Source organism: Streptomyces decoyicus (assembly GCF_019880305.1).
GTDB classification, from domain to species: domain Bacteria; phylum Actinomycetota; class Actinomycetes; order Streptomycetales; family Streptomycetaceae; genus Streptomyces; species Streptomyces decoyicus.
In genome coordinates this window covers 8,460,174-8,483,088 of record NZ_CP082301.1, presented here as the reverse complement: position 1 = coordinate 8,483,088, position 22,915 = coordinate 8,460,174, and the positions used below count along the sequence as shown (strand labels likewise).

Sequence of the window (22,915 nt, the reverse complement as noted above, 5' to 3'; positions counted from 1 at the left end):
ATAGTTATTGGACATACATGAGAGGTCCCCCATGATTGAGATCCTGAACTCCGCGCGGCTTGAGCGGGCGAGGGACACCGGCGCCCTGGTCGGAAACATCCTGCACACGCTGAAGCAGCGCAGCACGGTCGGGACGAACCTGCTGGACATCGACCAGTGGGCCAAGGAGATGATCACCGAGGCGGGAGCGCAGTCCTGCTACGTCGACTACGCGCCTTCCTTCGGGCGCGGCCCGTTCGGGCACTACATCTGCACGGCCGTCAACGACCGAGTGCTCCATGGGCGGCCTCACAACTACACGCTGGCAGACGGGGATCTGCTGACTCTCGACCTCGCCGTAGCCAGGGGCGGGGTGGCCGCGGACGCCGCGATCAGCTTTCTGGTGGGCAAGGCCAGGCCAGCGGAGAGCGTCGCGATGATCGAGACGACCGAACGTGCACTCGCCGCCGGCATCGCCGCCGCCAAGCCCGGGGCGCGCATCGGCGACCTCTCCCACGCCATCGGCACGGTCCTCAGCAAGGCGGGCTACCCGATCAACACCGAGTTCGGAGGCCACGGCATCGGCTCGACCATGCACCAGGACCCACACATCGCGAACACCGGACGGCCCGGCCGCGGATACAAGCTGCGCCCCGGACTGCTGCTCGCCCTGGAGCCCTGGGTCATGGCCGACACTGCCACACTCGTCACCGACGCCGACGGTTGGACGCTGCGCAGCGCGACAGGCTGCCGGACCGCGCACAGCGAGCACACCATCGCCATCACCGACAGCGGAGCCGAAATTCTCACCCGACCGTAAGGTAGCCCACACCGCTGCCGCGTCAGCAGACCCGGCTGCCAGGCGCGGCCGGGCCTCAACTATCCCGGCCCCTCGAACCGGGAGGTCACCATGCCCGAGCTGATCGCCGCTTGCACACCGAACAGCCACCCGCACGATGGCGAGGTCCTGGTTGCCATCAACCTTCCGAACTGGGAGAGCTTCCAGAAGGTGACGGCCCGCCCGCCGCTGCCTCGCCGACGCGGGCTTCGCCCCCAGCCCGATCTCGACTCCTCCGGCTCGGCCGGCTGGAGTCCCGCCGGCCTCGGCTTCCTCGTGCCCGTCGTGCGCACCGGGACGACCGTGCCCAGGGCGGCCCGGCCACCGCTGACGAGCGACAGCCTGTAGGAGGGGCCGATGCCGCGATGCCTCAAACCCCCTTCGGCGCCAGCCGACACCTCCGGGCCACAGGCCACGCTTGATCAGGCCCGCACGGGTACCCAAGAGCCGGAGCTCGCCCACTGCGACGCCGGAGGCGACGCTCGGTTAGTCCGCTTCGTCACCGATGGTGTTCGTGACGGCGTCGGCAGTCGACGCACAGCTCGGTGCGCGGCAGAGCCACGACCCGCTCTTTGCCGATCGGAGCACCGCACACGACGCAGATGCCGAATGCCCCCTCTTCCAGTCGGCGCAGCGCACCGAGCGTTTGCTCCAGAACGCCCCGAGCCTCTTGGGCCCGGGCCTGTTGCTGGTCAATCGCTGCCCTCTGGGCACCCGGCGGCGTCTCGATTGCAGTCGGCGCGGAGCTCGGCCGCCGTCGCCTCAGCACCCGGCTATCACTGGTGACGACACCTCGGCGATCTTCCCCACCGGCATGCCCTGCGCGGACAGCAGCACCCTCTGAGCCCGCCGCCAGGTCACCACCGCCCCGGTGCCCCGGCGGATGATCCGCAACAGCCGCCGCCCCCGTCGTCATCAATCTCGCGCACGTGTACTCGTGCTGCCACCAGCACAGCTTGGCGAAGGACCGCATGACGCAGGACCTGCGCGGCGCGTCCCATCATCACAGGGCGCCCTCAAACTTCCTGCCTGACAGGCCCGCTCGGATCGCAGTGCCGCCCCGGGCTATCCCCCCGATACCCCGCCGGACGCCGGAATGACACCCAGCTGCTGAAGGAAGCCGAGGAGATCCTTGTCCGACCACTTTTCGGCGAGCTTGCGGTTCTCGATCCGATGGATCACTGTCGCGGTCATCGTGATCGGCTTACCGGTGGCAGGGATGCCTGGGAGGTCCCCCTCGTGCACGCCACGAGCCGTCAGCCGAGTCACGACCTTGTCGCCCTCCGCGATCTGGTCCTCGATCTCGTGGGTCCCGGGTGTGGCGTCCCAGAACAGGCGGAATACCTGCTTGAGTCCCTCGCGACCGGGTGCGAACCCCGGAAACGGTGGTGGCGAGTGGTCCTGGTAGTCCTCGGCCACGAGCTCGTCCATGGCATCCAGGTTGCCCTCGTCGATCTCCTGGTAAAAACGGCGAACCAGCCTCTTGTTCTCCTCGATGGACACAGGAACCTCTCTGCACGCTCGACTCATGTCGCCGGAACGGCACATACGACCTGAATCGTCACCCGTCGGGCCCCCGGCCACCCCCACGGCGCGCCAAGCCACCGCGGACGTTCACTCAGAAGCGGTTACGCAGGTGACTCAGCGCAGCGATGGCAGGCAGACGTTGCCTGATGCGGCATTAGTTAGGCTGCGGTGAAGCCGCCGTCGGCGGCGACCACGGCGCCCGTGACGAAACTGGACCGTGGTGAGGCGAGGAAGCACAGGACCTCGGCGATCTCCGGAGGCTGTGCCACACGGCCGATCGGGTGTGCATCGGCGAAGGATGCGAGGTAGGCGCGGCTGTCGGAGCGGAAGGTGTCGAGGAAGTCGGTCTCGACGACGCCCGCGGCGACGAGGTTGGCGCGGATGCCCAGGGAGCCACCCTCGACGGCGAGCACCTTGGTCAGCTGGGCCAGAGCGCCCTTCGAGGCGCTGTAGACGGCGCCTTGAGGCAGGCCGACGGTGCATACGTAGGAGCCGGTGCTGACGATGGCTCCGCCGCCGCGCTCCTTCATGGCCTGGAAGGCTTCGCGGGCGAAGAAGAAGGAGCCGCGGGCGTTGACCGCCATCACGGTGTCCCAGTCTTCGGCGGTGGTCTCGGTGATGGCCTTGTTCAGGGTGCGTCCGGCGTTGTTGACCAGGATGTCCAGTCCGCCGAAGGCGTCGACGACCGATCGCACCGCCCCGATGGCGGTCTCTTCCAGCGTGACGTCGCCGGTCATCGTCACGACGCCGGGGAACTCGTCGGCCAGGGCGGAGAGTTCGGGCCGGACATCGACGGCGACGACGCGTGCGCCGCGGGCATGGAGGAGAGCCACCGTTTCCTTGCCCACGCCGCGCGCGGCCCCTGTGACGAGGGCGGCCTTTCCGGCGAACTCGGCGGCTTCGGTGGACAGAATTGCGGATGTCATGGTGTGTTCCTTGGTGAGCTGGGGCCGGACGTCGACGCGGGGCGTCCGGATGCTGTGCGGTCGGGCGACGGGGCGCCGTCAGTGGCCGTGGCTGTCGGGCCAGTGCCGGTGCGGAGTGCGGTTCCCAGGCCGACGATCACGGTGGCGACGATGACGACGGTGCTGGGGCCGTAGCCCGCCAAACGGTCGTCTACGTTCGCCCTCGGCCCGGCTTCGACGACCGCGGTGACGAGGGGAGGACGACAGCGCCACCGATCTGCATGGAGGTGTTGAGCAGGGCCCCGCCAGCCCTTGGTCCAGGTCGGGCACACCGGCCACCGCGCTCTGACTTCATCCGGCGGGGGCTGGCGGAGCCGGAGCACACAGTCCGGCGAGCTACATATCCGGCGGCGGTGCGGACCACGGTCCCGTGCTCCGTCACGAGGGCTTCTCCTCGCGGTACAGCACGAGGTGCTCGTGGTAGAGCACTCCGTCCCGGATGTCGCCCGTGGCTGTGAAGCCGGTGCCGTCGACGTAGTCCAGATGACTGCCGGTCACCGTGTACCGGCCCGTGAACGCGCTGGGCCGGGTGCCCCGGGCCTCGTCGTAGCGGCCGTCCGGCAGCAGTTCCTGACGGATGTGACCGTCCGCGGTCACCCACATGCCGACCACGTCGGCGTTCTCAGGGGTTCGGCCGCTTCGAGCGGTCTCGGTGCTCCCGGTCTGGTCGGCTTGGTGCGCGCCAGCGGTCCCGGCCATGGCGGACTCCCTTCCTCTCGGTCCGGTGATGTTGTGCTCCACCAAGGTTGCGCAGGTCAGGGGGGAGCAACCAGGACCTCTGCTGCCTGGGTGCGGCAGGCCCAGGCAGGGCACCGTGCCCACCGGTTACCGGCCTTCCGCCCACATCGCCGAGCGGACCAGTTCCGCGCGGCGTCAGCTGATGGACGGCTACGCGAACACTCCGGCGTTCGTCATGAGCCGGAACCTGGACCTCCTCGCTGCCAACGCCCTGGCCGACGCGCTCTACGCCCAGTTCGCCCCGGCGGACACCTGACCTGGTTGTCCTTTCTGGACCCTGCAAGTCGGCGCTGCTACACGGACTGGGCGGGGGCGGCCCAGGCCGCCGTATATGCGCCAGGCAACTGGCTTTGATCCCGACAACCCGCGGTCCCGCGCCAGCTGCCCGGACAGGATCCGGACAACGCACTGACCAGGCCGGACATACAACCGACTGTCCGGGACAGACATCGCTGTTGCCCACACCTGTGCCGTGCCGTCAAGCTCTGTCTGCCCAGCCGAATAGGCAGCCGGCGGGCCCCAAGCACGCGACGAATGCCGGTCGGAGCTGCTCAAGAACCGGGAACAGAAACATCCCTTCAAGGAGGATTGATGCGCCCCACCCGTCTCGCTCTCACTGCCACAATCGCGGCCCTCACCGCAAGCCTCCCTGCCTTTGCGGCCGCCCCCTCAGTCGCGGCCCACCAGCCGACGAAGACGCTTCACGTCAGCGACGTCGCCGCCTCTACAGGCTCCACCACGTGCAACGACCTGAAAATCGACGCGACATACACGATCCGCGGCAAGTGGAGCTATCTCAACAGCGTGCATGCCTACGAGACGGGCGGCTACGACAAGCTCTCGTCGACAACCGTCCACTACCGGGCAGACGGTGGGAGAACCACCTTCACGTCCGAGTCATGGTTCCGAGACCAGGACGACGACTTCACCTGGCGCCCCAACATGGGCGGGGTAGACATCGCCCGCAAGCCCTACATCAAGATCCAGCGCAAATCGCTCGGCGGCCTCGGGCACTGCAACGCATACATCCACCTCTACTGACACGCGACGCCATCTGACATCACGCGGGCCGTGACACGTTCGGCCCGCGTCCCCGCTTGAGCCTGCGGCGCGCCGCGTCTACCTCGGAAGTGCGGTCAGACCCGTTAGACGTGGCGCCCGTCGCGGGCGCGCCGGGCGCCGCGCACGGATTCCTCCAGCACGGCCATTAAGAGGAGCTAACAGAATGCTTGGACGCGTCGGTATGTGATCACGCAGCAGGCCAGTTTGAGGAAGGCTTCGTGGACGTCGTCGCGGATCTCCCAACGGATCCGCAGTCGACGGAAGCCATGGATCCAGGCATTCGTGCGCTCCACGACCCAGCGGACGGTGCCGAATCCGGAACCATGCGGCATGCCGCGTCGTGCGATGACCGGCTTGCTCCCGCGTTTCCACAGCAGGCGGCGGTACTTGTCGAAGTCGTAGCCTCGGTCGGCGAACAGCTGCCGCGGCCGGTGACGCGGCCTGCCGATGCGTCCCTTGATGTGGGGTATCGCGTCGAGCAGGGGCAGCAGCTGGGTGACATCGTGCCGGTCGCCCCCGGTGAGCCTGATGGCCAGCGGGGCCCATGGGCAGCAGTGATCACATGGTGCTTCGAGCTCGGTCTGGCACGGTCGACCGGGCTCGGGCCGGTTTTGGGCCGCCCCGACGTGCCTGCCGGTGCGAGCCGTCGATCACCGCCCGCGACCAGTCCAGCTTCCCCGCCTGATGCAGCTCGGTCAGCAACACCTGGTGGAGCCGGTCCCACACCCCGGCCTCGTTCCAGTCCCGCAGCCGGCGCCAGCACGTCATCCCTGAGCCGAAGCCGAGCTCCTGCGGCAGCCACTCCCACTGGATTCCGGTATGCAGCACGAACAGAATCCCCTGCAGACACCGCCGATCGTCCAACGGCAAACGCCCAGCGTTGCGGGACCTGCGCTCACGCACCGGCAACAGAGGCTCGAACTGCCTCCACAAGTCATCCGTTACCACCCACGGCGGACGCTTCCCCTTCCCCATGACCTACCCAACGAGCCTCCACAGACCGAGGCATGACCACACAGAAGCTTTCTGTTAGCTCCTCTAGGAGCGGGTTGCCCTGTCTGCACGAGCACGCCTGGGCCCAGGCGTCAGGTGAACGCCAACGTCCGGTGCGCAACGTCTCCGTCGCCACTACCACATATGATCAACGGAAGTCATCTCTCCGTTTCTCCGGTGCGGCTGGTTATGATCGGCACCCCCACATCGCACCAAAGCCGAACCGGGCTTCCCCCAGTCCTGAACCTAGGACTGCGTCTGGTCTCGACTATTGGGCCGTCCCCACTGTTTCCCCGCTCCCCGAGGACTGATGTCTCCCATAGAACCCGAAGGCACACGAGGGCAGTCGACGACTCGTCGGCGGCGTACCTTGCGCCTGCGTACGCTGCTCATTTGGCTGGCAATCGTCCCTATTCTGGCGATGAGTGCCCAAGTGATCATGACCGCACAGCGGCTGGTGCACCAGTCGGAGAACCTGCGTGCTGATGTGGCAGTTGGTGAGCGGATCGACGTGCCCCTGACCAGGCTGATGGTCAAAGTGCAGGTTGAGCGGACGATGACCGCCACACGGTGGGCGGGCGGCTCCGTGGCCGAGAACGAGCTACGCGAGCGGCGCGCGGCCACGGACCGGGCCGCGGACGAGTTCCGCCGGTCGGCGGACGGAGCTCTGGCGGCGACCGGGCGCGAGGACGAACCTTACGTCGCGGAGCTGAAGCGCAGCCTCGCGGATCTGGCCGCGTTCCGCGAGCGGGCGGACTCCCGCAGAGGAGGCGCGGAGCGGACGATCGGCTACTATTCCGACCTCGTCGACCGCATCATCCGGGTGTACCAGAACGAGTTCAGCCATGCGGAAGACGCCGAGCTCATCCAGGAGAGCGGCGTGGTCGTCACGATGTTCACGGTGTCCGAGATGGTGGCGCGCGAGACCACCATCCTCGCCGTGGCCGGGCCGTCCAGGCGCCTGAGCTCCTCCGGGTTCGCCGAATTCGTCAACTCCGTCGGATCCCAGCGGTACCAGTACGACGAGTGGGTCGCGCCGTATCTGACGTCCGAGGACAGAGCGGACTACGACCAGGTCTTCGCCTCGGACGGCTGGAAGACGAAGGTCCGCATCGAGGACGCGGTCATCTCCGACCACCAGAACACCGCGTCCGGCATCAAGCTACCCATGGAGGCCGCCGCCTGGCGGGCCGCGTATGACAAGTTCGGGGCGCGCGTTGCCGCGCTCGACGCAAAACAGGCGCGAGCAGTACTCGTGCACGCCGACGCCAAGGCCACGCAGCTGGAGACCGAGGTCATCTGGCTGATCGTCGGAAACGGCGCAGCCCTCCTTGCCGTCGCTGCCGTCATCGTGCTCACCACGCGCTCCGTGCTCCGCCGCCTGCGCGGTCTGCACCAACGCACGGTGGCCATTGCCGAGGACACGCTGCCGGATGTCGTGGCCCGGCTCCAGCGGGGGCAGCGCGTCGACGACGATGCGCTGCCGGCGGTGAGCGGAGACCAGGACGAGGTCGGACGTATCAGCGACGCGTTCGCCCGGGTCGTCTCCGTATCCGTCGACGGGCATGCGCAGCTCGCGGCCGAGCGTCAGGGCTTCGGTATGTTCGCCGCGGGCATCGCCTCGCGCACCGGAAACCTGGTCAGCCGGCAATTGACCCTCACCGACGAACTGCAGGACGCCTTCGGTCACGACGAGGAGCTTCTCGCCGGGTTGATGCGATCCGACCAGTTGACGGTGGGTATGCGGCGGCAGGTCGAGAACCTGCTCATCCTGGCAGGTGGGGAGATCCCCGATCCGCACACCGAGCCCATGCGCGTCGCCGACCTGCTGCGCGAAGCCGCCGCGGAAGTCGAGGACTTCCGGCGGATCGAGCGCCAGGCCCTGGACGAGATCAGCGTGGCACCGCGGGTGATCAGCGAGATCAGCCACCTCCTGGCAGAACTCCTCGACAATGCCACCCGGTTCTCCCCGCCACAGTCGAAGGTGGTCGTCCGTGCCGAACTGGTGACGGACGGGCTGTTGGTCGACATCGAGGACCGCGGGCCGCGGGTGACCGCCGCAACCTACGAGGAGATGAACGGGCGTCTGCACTCGGCCCCGCCGTATTCCGTCCTGGCGGAGAACGCGCACCGGCTCGGACTCTTCGTGGTCGGCCACATCGCCGAACAGCTCGGGGCCACAGTGACGCTGCGCCGCTCGGTATACGGGGGGACGTCGGCCGTGGTGATCGTTCCCGAGGGACTCCTTGTGCCGACCGAACCGGTCCGGGCAGGAAAAGAAGCACCGCGTGCGGCGGTGACGCCCGCGCCGGCACCGGGCACGCTCAACGAACGCAAGCCCGAGCTGGTCTTGCACGCGGAGAGCGCGCCGGCCGGCTGTAGGACGCCGGAGCGCTCGCCCGAGCGGCCGGTGGAGAGTAAGCCGCCGCTTCCCTCCGTGACACGGGACGGTGACGCGAAGCCGGCCCTCCCCGAACGGGTCCCGCAGGCTCACATCGCCGAGCGGCTCCGCGCTCCACACGCACCGGAGACTGCCGTCGATCAGGACGCGGCGACACCCGAAGAAGTGGCCGACGCCTGGGCAGACTACGAACACGGAACTCAGACAGTGGAAGAAGAACTCCGACAGGATCAGCCATGACGACGCCAACGAACGACATGATCTACAGCGTCCTGGACAACAACCTGAGCAGGATCGCCGGCATCAAGGGAGCCGTACTCCTGTCCAACGACGGGATCAAACTCAGCTCGTACGAGCTGGAACGGGACCAGGCGGAGCGCATAGCCGCCGCGTCCTCCGGTATCGCTTCCACGATGAAGGCGATATCCAGGGAGGTCGACGGCGGCCGGGTGATCCGCCAGCTGGTCGAGATGGACGACAGCTATCTCTGCATCGTCGGGTGCGGGGAGGGCAGCACGCTTATCGTGGTGACCTCCCGCAAGGCGCGGCTAGGGGAGCTGGGCGGTGAAGCCGTGCGTACCGCCCAGGCGCTCGGTGAGTGGCTGAGCACGCCTGAGCGCGGCCAGGCGCAGCGCTCGTAATGGCGGACGAGCCTGGGCCGCGAGAGGGAGGCCGCCGCCGGACGCGGCTGTACGCGCTGACCGATGGACGTACGGCGGCTGCACACGCCGCCCTCACCATGGACACCACGATCACGGCCGTGGCCGTCGCGGACGGCCACGGCGGTCTGCCCAGCGAGTGGCAGGCCATCCTCGCGATGTGCTCGCCTCCGGGCGGCCTGGCGGTCGCCGAGATCGCGGCGCGCATGCACATCCGCCTCACTCCCATGACGCTTCTTCTCGGCGAACTCGCGGATCGGGGGCTGATCGAGCACCGGTCGCCCCTTGAAGGGGCCGAGACCACCAATGTCCACCTGCTCATGAGAATCAGGGACAACCTTGCCCGGATATGACACCCCTGCCCAGGAAGCGGCCCCCGTCAAGATCCTCATCGCTGGGGGGTTCGGCGTCGGCAAGACGACCCTGGTCGAAACGGTCTCCGAGATCGAACCGTTGCGCACCGAGGAGCGGCTGACGAGCGCAGGCGTCGGCGTCGATGACCTCGACGGCATCGAGTCCAAGGCGGTTACCACCGTCGCGATGGACTTCGGCCGCATCACCCTCACCGACGCACAGGTCGTGCTCTACCTGTTCGGCACACCTGGCCAGGAGCGCTTCTGGTTCATGTGGGACGACCTGCTGTACGGGGCACTCGGGGCGATCGTCCTTGTTGACACACGACGCCTTGACCGTAGTTTCCCGGCCATCGATTTCTTCGAGAACCGAGGGCTTCCGTTCGTGGTCGCCGCGAACTGCTTCCACGGCGAACAGCCGTACACCGCCGAGGAGATCAGGGCGGCGCTGCATCTGCGTGACCCGAAGACACCCATCCGTATGCTCGATGCCCGCTCCCGTGACGAAGCTCGCGGTGCCCTGCTCGCGCTTCTCGACATGCTCATCATCAAAGCTGGGGTCGCGGCGACCGGTTGACACCCGCGACGCGCCCGAGACGCCGCTCAGTCGCCCTGGGCTGAACGGGCCGCCGTCGCCGGATACTTGATCGGCGAGGCGGCGATGTCCGGCCGTCCGTGGGATACGGGTGTGTGACCCGGTGCGTGGCACCACACGGCGGCCCACCGTCGCCAGCCCGCACTCCGGCCGTCCCCGCACCTAGAATGCCGGGTCGACCGAGACGCGGCAGGCTGGAAGCACAGACCAGCAACACCCCCTGAACCGACACTTGTTACGGACGAACTCGGACGAGACGCACACGAAGACGAGCTACGCCGGTACCTTCGGAATACAAGACATGAGTTCCTTGAATCAAGAATTTACAAAAGCGCCCCCGAACGCTGGCAGGCGCGAAGGGTCCTCTCCGCGCGTGCGGAGGTGAGCCGCCATTGCCGGCTCGGCGGGAGCGGATTCCCGCGTGCCCTCCACACAGGCGGAGGTGAACCGGTCGTGTACGACGTAGTGATGGACGACCGCATGCCGCGCGGGCGGAGGTGAGCCGACCAAGCGGCCGACGGCTCCGCCGCCGTCGCCGTGCTCTCGGCGCAGGCGGAGGAGGTGAGCCGACCGCCCCGCCGGTCCTCCGCCCTTTCTTCCCATGCTCACCGCGCACTCTGCGTTGCACATCGCGTGCCGCAGAATGACATTCACTCCGTACGGCCCAAATTCAAATCCCCCTGCCCGATCGGCCACCGGCAGATACCGGCGGACGCAGCGGGAAACGCGACCGTACGCGCACCGATCTCGTCGGCCACCTTCAGCGACCCGCGGTAGCGCGAAGCGAGACGCTCCGAGCGATGCTCGCCATGGATGAAACGTGGACCAACGGTGTTGAGTGTTTACCCACCGCTCACGCGACGAGTGTCAGTGCCGGGGCAATCGGGCCACCACCCCGGAACGTGGCGCGGCAGGCGCGGCAGGTCGCGGGGGAACTGTCGGCGGTGGATGCCTTCGTCCAGGGCTTGCCGGTCAGGGGGTGTCGATCCAGCAGGGAGGGACGTCGCAGATCAGGTACGGGATGCGGGCTTCGCACGCGTCGCAGGAGTGGGCGGTCCAGGAGTTCGTGGCGCCGTGTCCGTGCCACACCCGCATCTGTTTGGCGTCCTCCGCCTTGGGTCCGACGTAGACCATCTCGCTCATGCGCACGTAGTCGACGGACTTCCAGTCGAGGTGCATCGCGCCAAGTCCGAGCAGGAGTTTCATGGCGGAGCACGGCCGGGTGACGCCCTGTAGGTCTGCGCCCAGGTCCACCTTCTCGCCGCGGACGGTCAGCCATCCCCTGTGGTTCGCGGGAATGGCGGGGTTCGCCAGCGTCCACTTCCTCGGGTGGTAGGTGATCCCGTCGAGGTGCTTGGGCTTGATCCATGGCTCTGCGGTGCGTCCGCTGGAGGCAAAGAGGTAGTACTCGCGCCCGCTGATCCTCGCTTCGAGTACGCCCATCATGAAGACGGCCGCCGGATCGCCGACCAGGCCCTTGTCCTGCATCAGGTTGTCTTTGATCTGTCCCACGACGCTGCGCAGCTTCGCGCTGTCGGTCAATTCCGGAATGCCGTGGAGCAGTTTCCCCTGGTCCTTCTTGATCCTGACGTAGTGACACCTCGGGCAGGTGTCCGTGGCGTGGCCGCCATGCCGAAGGTTGACGTCTGCATCCGGCTTGCGGGGCTTGGTCTTCGGCATGCTCGGCCTTCCGTCAACGATCCGTGGAGCGGGGAAACTAGCACCTGACAGCCTTGCCTGAAGACGCAGCGATCAGTTTGGGACGTCATCTGGTGACACCCCGTCGCGACGCCGTCACCCTGTGGAAGTCGTCACCCGGCCCACTTTCGACCGTCCCGAAGCACGCGCCGCCGGTGCATGATCGACTCTCGGGGAACAATCACGGTGGAACACCGTATATACCGGCAAACCGGCCAACAGCCGGAATCTGTCGCGGAAACCAACGAAAGCGCCGCGCGCTCTCCCCCGCCACCTGGCCTGATCACCGCCGTCACCGGTCCCCCCCGCTGTTAGCGTGCGCCGAAATCTCACGTCCACATACTCACGGCGGCCCGTGCCCGGCGCGGCCCATCGGTCAGGAGGGGATGCGTTGTGGCGGTGACCGCGATGACCGTCGGCGGACTCAGGGAATGGTTGAAGACCCTTTCCTCCCCCACTCAGGAACTGCTGCTGCCCGACGGGCTCCCCGACAACCTGGGCGACCAGGGCACCCTCAAGAACGCGGTGAACCCCGGCGCTCTTTCGGAGTGGTTCACCATGGGGACCACCCTCACCAGGATGGTTCCGGACCCGGACCACCTCTGCGTCACCGGAATCATCGTCACGGAAACCCCGAACGTCTCCCTCTGGTTCTTCAGTGACGAGGAAGGGAACCCCGACGACGCCACCGTCACCGGCGTCCAGCTCGGCCTGTCGTTGAAGAGCCACCCCGTGATGTCCGTCTTCAGCGCCCTCGGGCTGCAGGACCTCCTCCTGCTCTACACGATTCACATCGTGGACGGTGCCGCCGTCCGCGAGCTCTCCGCGCGGGCGAAGCTCGCCGTCGATGGCGGGGATCCGCTCCTCGTCACCTGCGCCCTCGACTTCGAAGCCGGGCGGACCGGCTACGAGTTCGTCGTGGAGCCGGAGGGCGGAAAGGAATGGCACGTCGCCGAGGCGTTCTTCGGGCTGTTCGGCGTGGCCCCGCCACCCGTCATGAAGGACATCGCCCTCAAGCGCCTCATGCTGGCCTACGATCACGGCCAGGGCTCCACCGGGTTCCGCGTCGAGGTGGACGTCGACTTCCCGTTGGGCGGCCTCGACGCCGAACTCGCCGTCATGGTGTCCCTGTCCAAGGCCGGCGAGAGCCAGACGTACGACCAGGAGTACGAGGCGCGGCTGGTCCTCGGTGTCCCCACGCAGGGGGGCGGGGACGACACCGTCCGCACCCTGACGTTCGACATCAAGGACGTCCAGCACGCCGAGTTCAGCGCGACCTGCGAGGACTCCAAGGGCGTGTCGTTCGCGGACCTCGCCGGACTGCTGGGCGTGGCGGGACCGCCGGCGTTCCTGGCCGATCTGGCCATCTCCGGCCTCACGGTCGGGTACGCGTCCGCCCGCAAGTCCATTGTGCTCGCCGCGAAGGAGAAGGGCGGCGGCTCGCTCGTCGTCGTCTCGGACCAGCCGAAGGGCGGCATCCGCACCTGGGCCGTGCGCGCCGGCATCGGGCTGGACGCCAAGCTCTCGGACCTGCCCTTACTCCACGGGCAGGTACCCCAAGGCCAGGACCTCGCCGTGCGCGGACTGGGCGTGTTGCTCACCTCCGACGAGCTGAGGACCGACCGGATCACCGAGCTCAACAAGGCCCTCGCGGCGAGCGACGGGACGCTGCCCCTGCTGCCCGCCGACGGCCTGGGCAAGGGGCTGGCCTTCACGGTCGACCTACAGCTGCCGGGACACTCGGAGACCACCTCGGTCGTCGTCCGGGGCGACCGCAAGAAGCCCAAGGCCCCCGTCGAGGCTCCCCCGCGGCCACGGCTGATCACGCAGGACACCACGCCCGTCGCCGAGAACGCCGCCAAGAACGTCACCGAAAACGTCGCCGAGGACGCGCCGGCCACCCCCACCGGCCTCCCCCTGGTCGCCTGGCTCAAGGTCCAGCGCGCCATCGGCCCCCTCGGCCTCAGCCGCGTCGGCGTGGGCTTCGCAGACGACACCGTGTGGGTGCTGTTCGACGCCTCCCTCGGTATGGCCGGACTCACCGTCGGCGTCGACGGGCTGGGCATCGGCATCCGCCTGTCCCACCCCGTGCCGCCGGACTTCCAGCTGGACGGGCTGAGCGTCGGCTACTCCCGTCCGCCGCTGGCAATCAAGGGCGCCCTGGTCAACCGGCCCCCGGACGACACGTACAGCACCCTGATCGAAGGCGCCCTGGCCGTCACGGCCGAGGAGTTCGGACTGACGGCGCTGGGCGCGTACGCGCGGACGAAGCAACACCCCGACCAGCCGTCGTTGTTCCTCTTCGGCAAGGTCAACGGCGAGTTCGGCGGGCCGCCGCCCGTGCAGATCACCGGCATCATGGCCGGCTTCGGCCTCAACACCGACCTGCGGCTGCCCGAGGGCGACCACGTGCTGGACTTCCCGTTCCTCGCGGACATGTCCTCGCCCGAGACCGACCCGCTGGTGGTCCTGAACAACCTGATGGGGGGCCAGGACGCCTGGGTGCGCCCCGCCTCCGGGCAGCTGTGGTTCGCGGCCGGCCTCGAATTCAAGGTCTTCGAGTTCGTCAGCGGTCAGGCGCTGCTGGTGCTGGAGGTCGGCGACGACTTCGCCGTCGCGGTGCTCGGCACGGCGGAGGCGCAGTTCCCCAAGGACCAGTCCCTGCCCGCGTACGCGAAGGTCCGGCTGGGCCTGGCCGCCAAGTACCGCGCCAGCGAGGGCGTGCTGAAGCTGACCGCGCAGCTCGCGCCCGGCTCGTTCCTCCTGTCCGAGGACTGTGTGCTGACCGGCGGCTTCGCGCTGTACACCTGGTTCGACGGCGCGCACGCCGGTGACTTCGTCCTCACCCTGGGCGGCTACTACCCCGGCTACCCGGTGCCCGGCCACTACCCGCAGGTGCCGCGGCTGGGCTTCAACTGGCCGGTCGCCTCGGAGCTGACCATCAGCGGTGGCTCGTACTTCGCGCTCACCCCCGGCGCGATCATGGCCGGTGGAGCGCTGGACGTGAACTTCCGCGCCGGCGACCTGCACGCCTGGCTGACCGCGCACGCCAACATCCTCATCGAGTGGGCGCCGTTCCGCTTCGACGCCGGGATCGACGTGAGCATCGGCGTCAGCTTTGTGCTCGACCTGTGGCTGGTACGCGAGACGATCAGCGTCGAGGTCGGCGCGTCCCTGCGGCTCTGGGGCCCGCCGACAGGCGGCAAGGTCACCGTCCATCTCTGGTTCATCTCCTTCACCATCGGCTTCGGTGACGGCAGCGCGAGCGGCGACAAGGCCGCGCCCTGGTCCGACGTGGTCAAGCAGCTGCCCGCGGCGAAGGATGCCGTCCGGCTGGTGCCCATCGACGGGCTGACGCCGGTGGAGTCCAAGGACGAGCCGGGACTGTGGACGGTCAGCACCGGCGCCTTCTCCTTCGCGGTGCGCACGGCCGTCCCGGTCGGCAAGCTGTACTTCGGCGAAGAGCAGCAGAACGGGATCGCCACCACGGATGTCAACATCCGTCCCCTCCGCGACGGCGGCGAGCACCTCGACTCGAAGCTCACGGTCACACTCACCGGCAACGACGGTCCCCAGGACCTGAGCAAGTGGGCCACCACATCGAACGTGGCGAGCCTGCCCGCAGCCCTGTGGGGCAAGTACGACGGCAAGCTGACCACCGGCAGCGAGCAGCGCGTCGACGGCCAGCTGACGGGCGTCGATCTGCGCCTGCCGCAGCCCACGTCGGGCAGCACGCCCGGCCCCATCAAGGCCGGGACGATCGCGCACGACGACCGGACGCCGAACGGCAAGCTGCCGCTGACGCAGCCGGCCGTCGTACCGGTGGTCACCGCCGTGGAGTCCGCGCCGGCACAGGTCGAGGCCGTGCCGCCGGGCACCGTCGATCTCGTCGCCGAGGCCGGGCCGGTGCCGGAGATCCGCGCGAGCGTGGCTGCCGTCACCGGCGGCCACGCCGGCACGCTGATCGACCAGTCCCGCGACCGGCTCTTCGCCGCCATGGACTATCTGGGCGTGAGCCCCGGCACCAATGAGCGGCTCGCCGCCACGGACGGACTGGTCGCGGGCGACATCAACGCGAAGCCCGCGCCCCCGGTCCCCGGCACCCCGACCGCGAGCGAGCGGCTGTACGTGCTGGGCGCGGGGGCTTCGGTGACGCCGGTCGACGCGCAGAGCCTGACGGCGTACGACCGGGTCCCGCTGGAGTTCGCCCAAGGGTCCTCCGCACCGCTTCACTTCGCCGTCAGCCCAGGCGGCCACCGGCTGTGCGCGGTCGACAACGACCAGAACATCGACGTGCGCGACGTCTCGGCGAACCCACCGGGAGAGACCACGTCCCTGTTCCACGACCGCATCTGGGGATACCAGCAGACGCGAGGAGCGGCGGTCTCTCCCGACAGCAAGTGGGCGTACGTCACCGCCACGCAGTCGCAGCAGCTGCTCGTGCTCAACCTTCAGCTGGATGTGCCTGCCAAGAAGTGCGACTTCGGCCTCCAGGCGGTCCTCGGCGAGGTCGTCCCCGCCGCCCGGTGGGACGACGCCTCGCAGATCGTGTACGTCGCCGAGCCCGAGCTGAACACCGTCGCCCAGGTGAACGTCACCAACGGGAAGTACCCCACGACCAACCCGGGTGACAACCTCCCCACGGGCCCCTCCCCCACGCGCCTCGCCGTGGACCCCCAGGGCCGCTGGCTCTACGCGCTCAACCCGACCAAGTCGACGGTGACCGTCACCGACCTCGCCGCCAAGCAGATCGTCGCCGCGCTGCGCACCGGCACCAGCCCGAGCGCCCTGGCCGCCTCTGCCGACAGCAAACGGCTGTACGTGGCGAACTACGTGACCGGCACGGTCTCCGTGTTCGACACCAGCGGTGGCTTGCCACGGGAATCGGCTGAGCCCGTGTGGGTGGGGAAACGGCCGATCGCGCTCGCGGTGTCCGCCGCGGGTGACCGGCTGTACGTCGCCCGGGAGAAGGTCCAGCAGGTCCAGGTCGTGGACGTCGCGTCGGACCAGCCGGTCCTGCTCCCCGTCACCGTCCCTCTCAAGGACGACCCGGTGGCGCTCGCCGTCACCGTACCGCCGACCGTCACCGGCACCCCGGCAACCCCCAGTGTCACCCGAATCACCGAAGGCGGTGCAGCATGAGCCATCCCGAGTACGCCCCGGACCCCGACCCGTCGCTGAACGTGCAGTTCGTCGACTCGCTGGTGCCCACGCTCACCGCCGGGCGGTACAAGCTCACCGCGCACCAGTCCCTCACCAAGGGCGGCGCCCGGGTCGACACGGACAACTACCTGGACACCCCGGTGACGCAGGACGTGGAGGTCCGCGCGCCGCGCTTCACCGTGCAGCCGGAGTGGATCCACGGCGCGTACCCGACGCCGGGCGCCAGCGGCTTGTACGACGACGTGCTGCCGCACGTCACGCTCGACCGGGTCCCTCTGCCGTGGGAGCGCGAGGCGAGAGCGCAGAGCGGTGCGCGCCTGCCGTGGCTGGCCCTCCTCATTTTCGGCGAGGGTGAGTTGCCCGACACCGACCCGCACTGCCTCGGGCAGACGGACGCCAAGACGGTGGCCGACCTGATCGGCTCCGAGAGCGGCGTCGTCCTGCCCCCGTTCGACCGGACCACGGACCCCATCACCGAGGGCGACAAGCAGCAGGTGTGCCGCACCGTCCTGGTGCCCGCCGCTGTCTTTCACGCGCTGGCCCCGACCGAGGCTGAACTGCCGCTCCTGACCCATGTGCGCCGGGTCAACGAGGAGCACCAGCGCGTCGCGCTGGGCGACGACCTGATCCAGGTCGGTGACTACGCGGTCGTCGTCGGCAACCGCCTGCCCCGCGCGGCGGGCGGGCGCTATGTCGCCCACCTGGTGTCCTTGGAAGGCTGGCAGTCGCGCCTGCCCGACGGCGCCAAGGCGTACGACGGGCCCGACGAGAAGCTGCGGCTGATCTCCCTGTGGTCGTGGGCGTTCGAGACGATCCCCGACCACGCCCCCGGATTCGCCGCGCTGACCGAGCACTTCGTCGACACCGAGGGCACGGACGGCTCCGCGCTGCTGCTGCGCGTGCCGCTGCCCGACCTGCCGCTGTCCGGGAAGGACCAGCAGGAAGTCGCCGACCGGCTCGGCCGGGGCTACCTGCCGATCTCGTGCCGCACCGAGTCCGGACGCTCCACCTTCGGCTGGTACCGGGGGCCGTTCACCGCCCGGTACGTCCCGCCGGAGACCGACCGCGAACGGCGCCGCTGTGCGACGGAGGCGCTGATCCAGCTGCAGCAGTACGGCGTCTTCGACGTGAGCCTCGCGACCGCGTTCACCGCGGGCCGGGGCGTCGCCCTCGCCGACCACCAGTTCGGCGCGGCGCTGCTGCGCCTGCGCGGCAAGGTGCGGCGAGCGGCGGAGAAGAGGAGCCGTGCGACGGCGACCACCGGGGCCCGGTCCCGTGTCGAGCACCTGGCGGCGAACGGCCTCGCCGGCCACCTCCGCGAGGTCCTGACCACTCCGGCCCGCGCCCAGGCCGTCAGCGCTCCCGTGCAGCGCCCCGGCGTCACACCCGTACCCGCCGCGACCGAGTTGCCCGCCACCGCAGGGCTCACCCCGGAGTGCCTGCGCGCCGACGCGGACCTGCACATGCGGCTCACGTCGGACGACACACCACTGGTGGACCCGCACGACGACGACCTCACCCCCGTCCGGAACCGGCTGCTCGACCTGCGGAACCTGACGGGCGTGCCGTTCGCACACCTCGTGCCCGACACGCGGATGCTGCCCACGGAGAGCCTGCGCTTCTTCTACGTGGACGCGAACTGGACCGCCACGTTGCTCGACGGCGCCCTGAGCGTGGGTCTCGCCCACACCTTCGACCTCACCTCGGACGACCTGGTCTTCGGGCCCACGGGCGTGGCCCCGCTGCCGCCGCAGGCCACGCCGGTCACGGGTCTGCTGCTGCGCTCGGAGCTCGTCAGCGGCTGGCCTGCGCTGGAGGTCCGCCCGTACAGGAACCCCCGGACCACCGAAGGGGAAACGGCCCTGCGGGTAATGCGCCGCGAGGCACTCGCCGACGACATCCTGCTCGTGCTCGTCGAGGGCGTGCCGGGCCGGGTCGAGCTCGCCGAGCCGCAGCAGGGCGTGCACTTCGGCATCGACGAGCCGGAGGAAGGCGGCGGCGACGACCCGGTCGATGACGGCATCATCCGGCTGCGCGAGATCGACCCGAAGAGCCCAACGCCCCTCGGGCAGGAGACCGGCGCACAGTTCCCGACGCAGCCGGGACTGCGTTCCTTCCTGCGTACCGCGGGCACCGGTGGCCCCGACACCGTACTGAACGTCGCGGCGCTCGCCGACGGGCTGAAAGGAGCGCTGAGCCTGAACCGTCCGCTGACACCCAGCGAGTTCGCCATCCAGATGATCAACGCCGCGCAGCGCCGCACCTTCACCACCGTTTCCAACGCGCACACCCCCTTCACGACAGGAGGCCACCCCAATGGCTGACCGCGACGACACCCTCATCGTCCCGGTGGACGTGGACGCCCTGGTGGTCAACCAAGACCTGCGCCAGCGCGACGGCCAGGGCTTCCGACGCTGGCGCCCCAACTTCAACCTGCTGCGCCACAGCCTCAGCCCCGAGGTGGCCCCGTTCACCAACGAGGACCCGTGGAACGCCACCCAGCAGGGCAAGCCGGACGACAAGTACAAGAAGTACGACGGCGTCTACGTGCGCTGGGAGCTGCCCGACGCGCTGCGCCAGGGCGCCGCGCGGGGCGAGGGCCGGCGGACGGAGTTCCCGCTCGTGCCCAACCGCTGGCTCGTCGTCCGGCAGGTGCAGGGCAGGGACGACCTGACCGCCGGCTGGGTGGTGGAGAGCGACTTCCTCGACCCAAAGGACGGCACGTCGCGCTTCATGCACCCGGTGCGGCCCGACGCCGGGGATCCGGCGACCACGCCGTACCGCTCGACGATCATCACGACGCAGATCGGCAAGAAGCAGAGCATCAGCGGCAGCAGCACGTGGAGCGAGCCCACGGACGCCTCGCGTAAGGAGCTGTTCCTCACCGCGGTCGGCCCCGGCATCATGACCTTCCACGTCTACCAGCCGTACCACGAGAACGTCTTCTCGCTGCATGACCCGCTGGACGGCGTCGACTCCGCGACCGTGAACTACCAGGTCGTGGGCTGGTATTCGGACCCGGCCCAGGAGGAGCTGCGCCGCCGCCTCGACGGCGCGGGCGCGACGGTCGCGTCCGTCCTGGCCAATCTCGGCTGGACGGTCGCCGACCTGCCGGGCACCTGGACACCCGACAGCACCACCTACTGCGGCCGCGCCCTCCAGGTGCAGTGGAACCGCAACGGCAGCGCTCCGGACTCGGACCGCCCGGAGAAGACGGACGTCCGTGACCGGATCGCCGTGGGCAGCAGCGCGGACGAGGCGCATGCCGCGCTGGTCGCCAAGGCCCGCGCGGCACTGCCCGACGGCGCCGGCAACGCCACCGACCCCGCCCTCCTGCACGTGCTCGGCAAGGGCCTGCTGAACACCCTCGACGAGCCCGACGGCGACGTCCTCACGGCCCAGGCCCTGCACAAGGGCTGGTTCCAGCAGGTGCCGGGCGGCTACGTGTGGCGCCTCGCCGACACCGCCGACAAGGGCCACGTCTCCGGCGCCCCGAAGTCGGTCACGTGGTCCGGCGTCGCGCCCGAGCACGAGGCGTGGCTGGCGGAGCTCAACGGCTACCAGAGCGCATACGACGCAGCGGAGCGCAAACTCACCGCACTGCAACAGCGGTTGTACGCACTGTGGTGGATGCACAGCCTGCCGCTCCTCCCGCCGCAGTACCGCCGCGAGCGACTTTACGCCGAGATCGACCCGGCGAACACGGACGGCCTCGCCGCCCGCGTGGCCGCCGCGCAGAACGACCTGAAGAACAAGAAACTGAAGGCCGTCACCGACTGCCTGGGCCGCCATCAGCTGCCCGAGGGTTACGAGCTGCGCAAGGAGACCTTGCCGCCCTTCTACCAGGTCACCGACCCGACGATGGTGCTGGCCGGCGCGAAGGGCCACACCGCGCACAAGCCGCTGACGGGCGGCGGGGCACTCATCTGCCGCATGCCGTCGCAGATCGTCAGCGACGGGCGCGCGAACCCCTTCGCCTCGCTCCAGCTGAGCGGGCTGCCGCCGGTCGTGCCTGCCCTGCTGATCGAGTTCGCGTGCGTGCTCGACCCGAAGGACGCGGGAAAGTACACGGCCGACATCGCCCCGGTCCCCTGGCGGCAGCCGTGGAAGCCGCTGCTGTTCCAGTGGCGGATCGAGCACTGGCAGGTCCCCTACGGCACCCTGAACAGCCCCAACTGGACGTTCGACGGCAGCCACTACCAGTGGACGAACGGCTCCCCCGCCGCCCACGCCATCGAGGTGACCGGCCGCCGCTTCCTCGTACCGCTGCCGCAGTACACGGCGAGCAGCGGGCTCGAACAGCACGCCGCCGACCACCCCGACGCGGCGACCGCCGAGGCACTCACGACAGCAGCGGCGCAGATCAAGGACCTGGACCTGCTCTCGCAGCGGCTGGACGGGCTCACCGACGCCTTCGCCCTGCGCGACCCCGCGCCCGGTGTCAGCCCGCCCGGCAGGATCGGCGAGCTCGTCGGTGACGCATTCCGTCACCTGCCAAACCCGGGCATGCTGCCCGTGCCGTTCCAGGGCTGGCAGGACTCCGGATTCACCCAGATCCGGGCCGGGCAGTTCGCGGTGAACAGGCTGAGCATCGTCGACGAGTTCGGCCAGAGCCTCGACGTCCTGCTGCCCGGCGACGCGCCCACGTTCGTCCCCAAGGTGGGCGACAGCCTGCACACCCACGACAAGTTCGTCCAGCCCACGGACACAGGGCGGTTCGTCCAGCTGCCGCCGCGCCTGCTCCAGGCCGCCCGGCTGCGGTTCGACTTCGTCGCCGAGCACGACGACGCGCGGCTCGTCGACCTCACCGCGAACACGACGCCGGTGAGCGCGTGGATCGTCCCCAACTACGTCGACCGCTCGTTGCTGTGCTACGCGCCGACCGGCGAGCCGCTCGGCGAACTGCGCCTCGAACTCCGTGAGGGCGCAGGCGGCGACGTGACGGCCGTGGTCGGCTGGGGCCCCCTGCCGGATTCCCAAGCGGACACGCTCGACGCGCTGCGGGAGGCCCAGCCGCAGCTCTACGCGTTCGCCGGCGAGCTGGCCGCGAAGGGACCGGACGCCTTCGCCGACCTGCTGGCCACCGTCGACAACGCGCTCGCCGGGATCGACCCGGGCAACCCGTACGGCGACGAGGTGCTCGGCGCGCTGCTCGGGCGCCCGCTCGCCCTGGTCCGCGCCCGGCTCGGCTTCGAGCTGGACGGCCTCCCCGTCGCCGACGGGGGCTGGCAGCACGCGCTGGACTGGCAGACGCAGGAGGCGTGGGCCACGCGTCAGGGCGAGACGGCGCCGGCCGAAATGGCCCACCTCGACTACCAGTGGCCTATCCGGCTCGGCAACGCCGGGCAGAAGGGCGACGGTCTGGTCGGCTACTTCTCCGAGGCCGACTACGGGACGTTCTACTCGGTGGCCACCCCGGGCGACCACCCGCACACGGACTACGTGGCGCGGATCTCCGACGCCAACTGGCCCAGGCTCCGGGCGGACTCGACGGACCAGACGCACCTCACGCTGCTGCTCGACCCGCTGGCCACCGTCCACGCGACCACGGACATCCTTCCCGTGACGGGACTTCAGCTCCCGTCACGCTTCACCCGGGCAGCCATGGCCGCGATGCAGGTGGCGCTGCGGCTCAGCCCGGTGCTGACCACGACGCGGAAGGTCCCGGCCAAGGACGTGGGCGTGGGCGACGCGTCGTCCGGCTTCGTCAACACCCTCGCCATGCCGCACCCCACGTCCCCGCAGGGCACGTGGGACTGGGCCGAGCTGGTCGTCCCGGACGCGCCCGCCGGCGCCGCCCCCGCGCCGCAGTGGAACCACGAGTCGATCGTGCAGATCGACCAGACGGCCCGACTGGACGAGAACGGCCCGACCGTACGCACAGGCTTCCTGCGCCTGTCCGGCGGCTTCGAGACCAAGTGACTTCGCAGCACCCCCACCCGAC

16 protein-coding genes and 3 pseudogenes are annotated in these 22,915 nt (G+C 69.3%); 11 read left to right on the top strand and 8 right to left on the bottom strand.

Annotation, left to right across the window (positions count from 1 at the left end):
• Window positions 1-31 precede the first annotated feature (31 nt).
• Both map and K7C20_RS37150 read left to right on the top strand, forming a co-directional pair.
• Entirely contained in the window at window positions 32-799 is a 768-nt protein-coding gene (map, locus tag K7C20_RS37155; protein WP_030089194.1) for a type I methionyl aminopeptidase, read from the top strand.
• A gap of 90 nt (window positions 800-889) precedes the next feature.
• Complete coding sequence (locus K7C20_RS37150) at window positions 890-1,165, top strand: hypothetical protein (protein WP_053209657.1); 276 nt, start codon at window positions 890-892, stop codon at window positions 1,163-1,165.
• A 151-nt stretch (window positions 1,166-1,316) separates the two neighbouring features.
• Here the strand turns inward: K7C20_RS37150 and K7C20_RS39605 are convergent, their stop codons facing one another.
• From K7C20_RS39605 to K7C20_RS37130, 5 genes and pseudogenes are all read right to left on the bottom strand, one after another.
• Window positions 1,317-1,586 (bottom strand): TraR/DksA family transcriptional regulator, encoded by a 270-nt coding sequence (locus K7C20_RS39605; protein WP_409351337.1) that lies wholly within the window; start codon window positions 1,584-1,586, stop codon window positions 1,317-1,319.
• 17 nt (window positions 1,587-1,603) lie between these two features.
• Window positions 1,604-1,764 (bottom strand): annotated as a pseudogene (locus tag K7C20_RS39350) (IS630 family transposase); the annotation flags it as partial.
• A gap of 118 nt (window positions 1,765-1,882) precedes the next feature.
• Window positions 1,883-2,320 carry an ester cyclase gene (locus tag K7C20_RS37140; RefSeq protein WP_030089190.1) on the bottom strand — a complete coding sequence of 146 codons (438 nt, stop codon included), beginning with the start codon at window positions 2,318-2,320 and terminating at the stop codon, window positions 1,883-1,885.
• Between the two features lie 182 nt (window positions 2,321-2,502).
• Window positions 2,503-3,270, bottom strand: a complete 768-nt coding sequence (locus K7C20_RS37135) for an SDR family NAD(P)-dependent oxidoreductase (RefSeq protein ID WP_030089188.1) — start codon at window positions 3,268-3,270, stop codon at window positions 2,503-2,505.
• 417 nt (window positions 3,271-3,687) lie between these two features.
• A complete protein-coding gene (locus K7C20_RS37130; RefSeq protein WP_048830400.1) occupies window positions 3,688-3,912 on the bottom strand; it encodes an Atu4866 domain-containing protein in 225 nt (74 codons plus the stop codon).
• A gap of 211 nt (window positions 3,913-4,123) precedes the next feature.
• Here K7C20_RS37130 and K7C20_RS39600 point away from each other — a divergent pair, with 211 nt between their 5' ends.
• Window positions 4,124-4,303 (top strand): MmyB family transcriptional regulator, encoded by a 180-nt coding sequence (locus tag K7C20_RS39600; protein ID WP_030089185.1) that lies wholly within the window; start codon window positions 4,124-4,126, stop codon window positions 4,301-4,303.
• A 335-nt stretch (window positions 4,304-4,638) separates the two neighbouring features.
• The gene (locus K7C20_RS37120; protein ID WP_030089183.1) at window positions 4,639-5,088 is read left to right on the top strand and encodes a hypothetical protein; all 450 of its coding nucleotides are present in this window, start codon (window positions 4,639-4,641) and stop codon (window positions 5,086-5,088) included.
• A 176-nt stretch (window positions 5,089-5,264) separates the two neighbouring features.
• Here the strand turns inward: K7C20_RS37120 and K7C20_RS37115 are convergent.
• Window positions 5,265-6,084, bottom strand: a pseudogene (locus tag K7C20_RS37115) (IS5 family transposase).
• Between the two features lie 439 nt (window positions 6,085-6,523).
• Here K7C20_RS37115 and K7C20_RS37110 point away from each other — a divergent pair.
• Genes K7C20_RS37110 through K7C20_RS37095 form a run of 4 tightly spaced genes read left to right on the top strand, consistent with a single transcriptional unit; the run spans window position 6,524 to window position 10,092 of the window.
• Window positions 6,524-8,743 (top strand): sensor histidine kinase, encoded by a 2,220-nt coding sequence (locus tag K7C20_RS37110; RefSeq protein WP_245171480.1) that lies wholly within the window; start codon window positions 6,524-6,526, stop codon window positions 8,741-8,743.
• Window positions 8,740-9,144 carry a roadblock/LC7 domain-containing protein gene (locus tag K7C20_RS37105; protein WP_030083887.1) on the top strand — a complete coding sequence of 135 codons (405 nt, stop codon included), beginning with the start codon at window positions 8,740-8,742 and terminating at the stop codon, window positions 9,142-9,144. Before K7C20_RS37110 ends, K7C20_RS37105 begins: the two co-directional genes overlap by 4 nt.
• Window positions 9,144-9,515, top strand: coding sequence for a DUF742 domain-containing protein (locus tag K7C20_RS37100; protein WP_053209654.1), 372 nt, complete (start codon window positions 9,144-9,146; stop codon window positions 9,513-9,515). Before K7C20_RS37105 ends, K7C20_RS37100 begins: the two co-directional genes overlap by 1 nt.
• Window positions 9,502-10,092 carry a GTP-binding protein gene (locus K7C20_RS37095; RefSeq protein ID WP_030083891.1) on the top strand — a complete coding sequence of 197 codons (591 nt, stop codon included), beginning with the start codon at window positions 9,502-9,504 and terminating at the stop codon, window positions 10,090-10,092. Before K7C20_RS37100 ends, K7C20_RS37095 begins: the two co-directional genes overlap by 14 nt.
• A 704-nt stretch (window positions 10,093-10,796) precedes the next feature.
• Here K7C20_RS37095 and K7C20_RS37090 read toward each other — a convergent pair.
• A pseudogene (locus tag K7C20_RS37090) lies at window positions 10,797-10,949 on the bottom strand (macro domain-containing protein); the annotation flags it as partial.
• 133 nt (window positions 10,950-11,082) lie between these two features.
• Window positions 11,083-11,790, bottom strand: a complete 708-nt coding sequence (locus K7C20_RS37085) for a hypothetical protein (RefSeq protein WP_030083892.1) — start codon at window positions 11,788-11,790, stop codon at window positions 11,083-11,085.
• Window positions 11,791-12,201: 411 nt separating this feature from the next.
• Here K7C20_RS37085 and K7C20_RS37080 point away from each other — a divergent pair, with 411 nt between their 5' ends.
• From K7C20_RS37080 to K7C20_RS37070, 3 genes are read left to right on the top strand one after another with little or no spacing between them, the layout of a single operon-like run.
• Window positions 12,202-16,950, top strand: a complete 4,749-nt coding sequence (locus tag K7C20_RS37080; RefSeq protein WP_053209653.1) for a YncE family protein — start codon at window positions 12,202-12,204, stop codon at window positions 16,948-16,950.
• Complete coding sequence (locus K7C20_RS37075) at window positions 16,947-19,295, top strand: hypothetical protein (RefSeq protein ID WP_053209652.1); 2,349 nt, start codon at window positions 16,947-16,949, stop codon at window positions 19,293-19,295. The genes K7C20_RS37080 and K7C20_RS37075 overlap by 4 nt, the downstream gene beginning before the upstream one ends.
• Window positions 19,288-22,893, top strand: coding sequence for a hypothetical protein (locus K7C20_RS37070; protein ID WP_053209651.1), 3,606 nt, complete (start codon window positions 19,288-19,290; stop codon window positions 22,891-22,893). The genes K7C20_RS37075 and K7C20_RS37070 overlap by 8 nt, the downstream gene beginning before the upstream one ends.
• Window positions 22,894-22,915 lie beyond the last annotated feature (22 nt).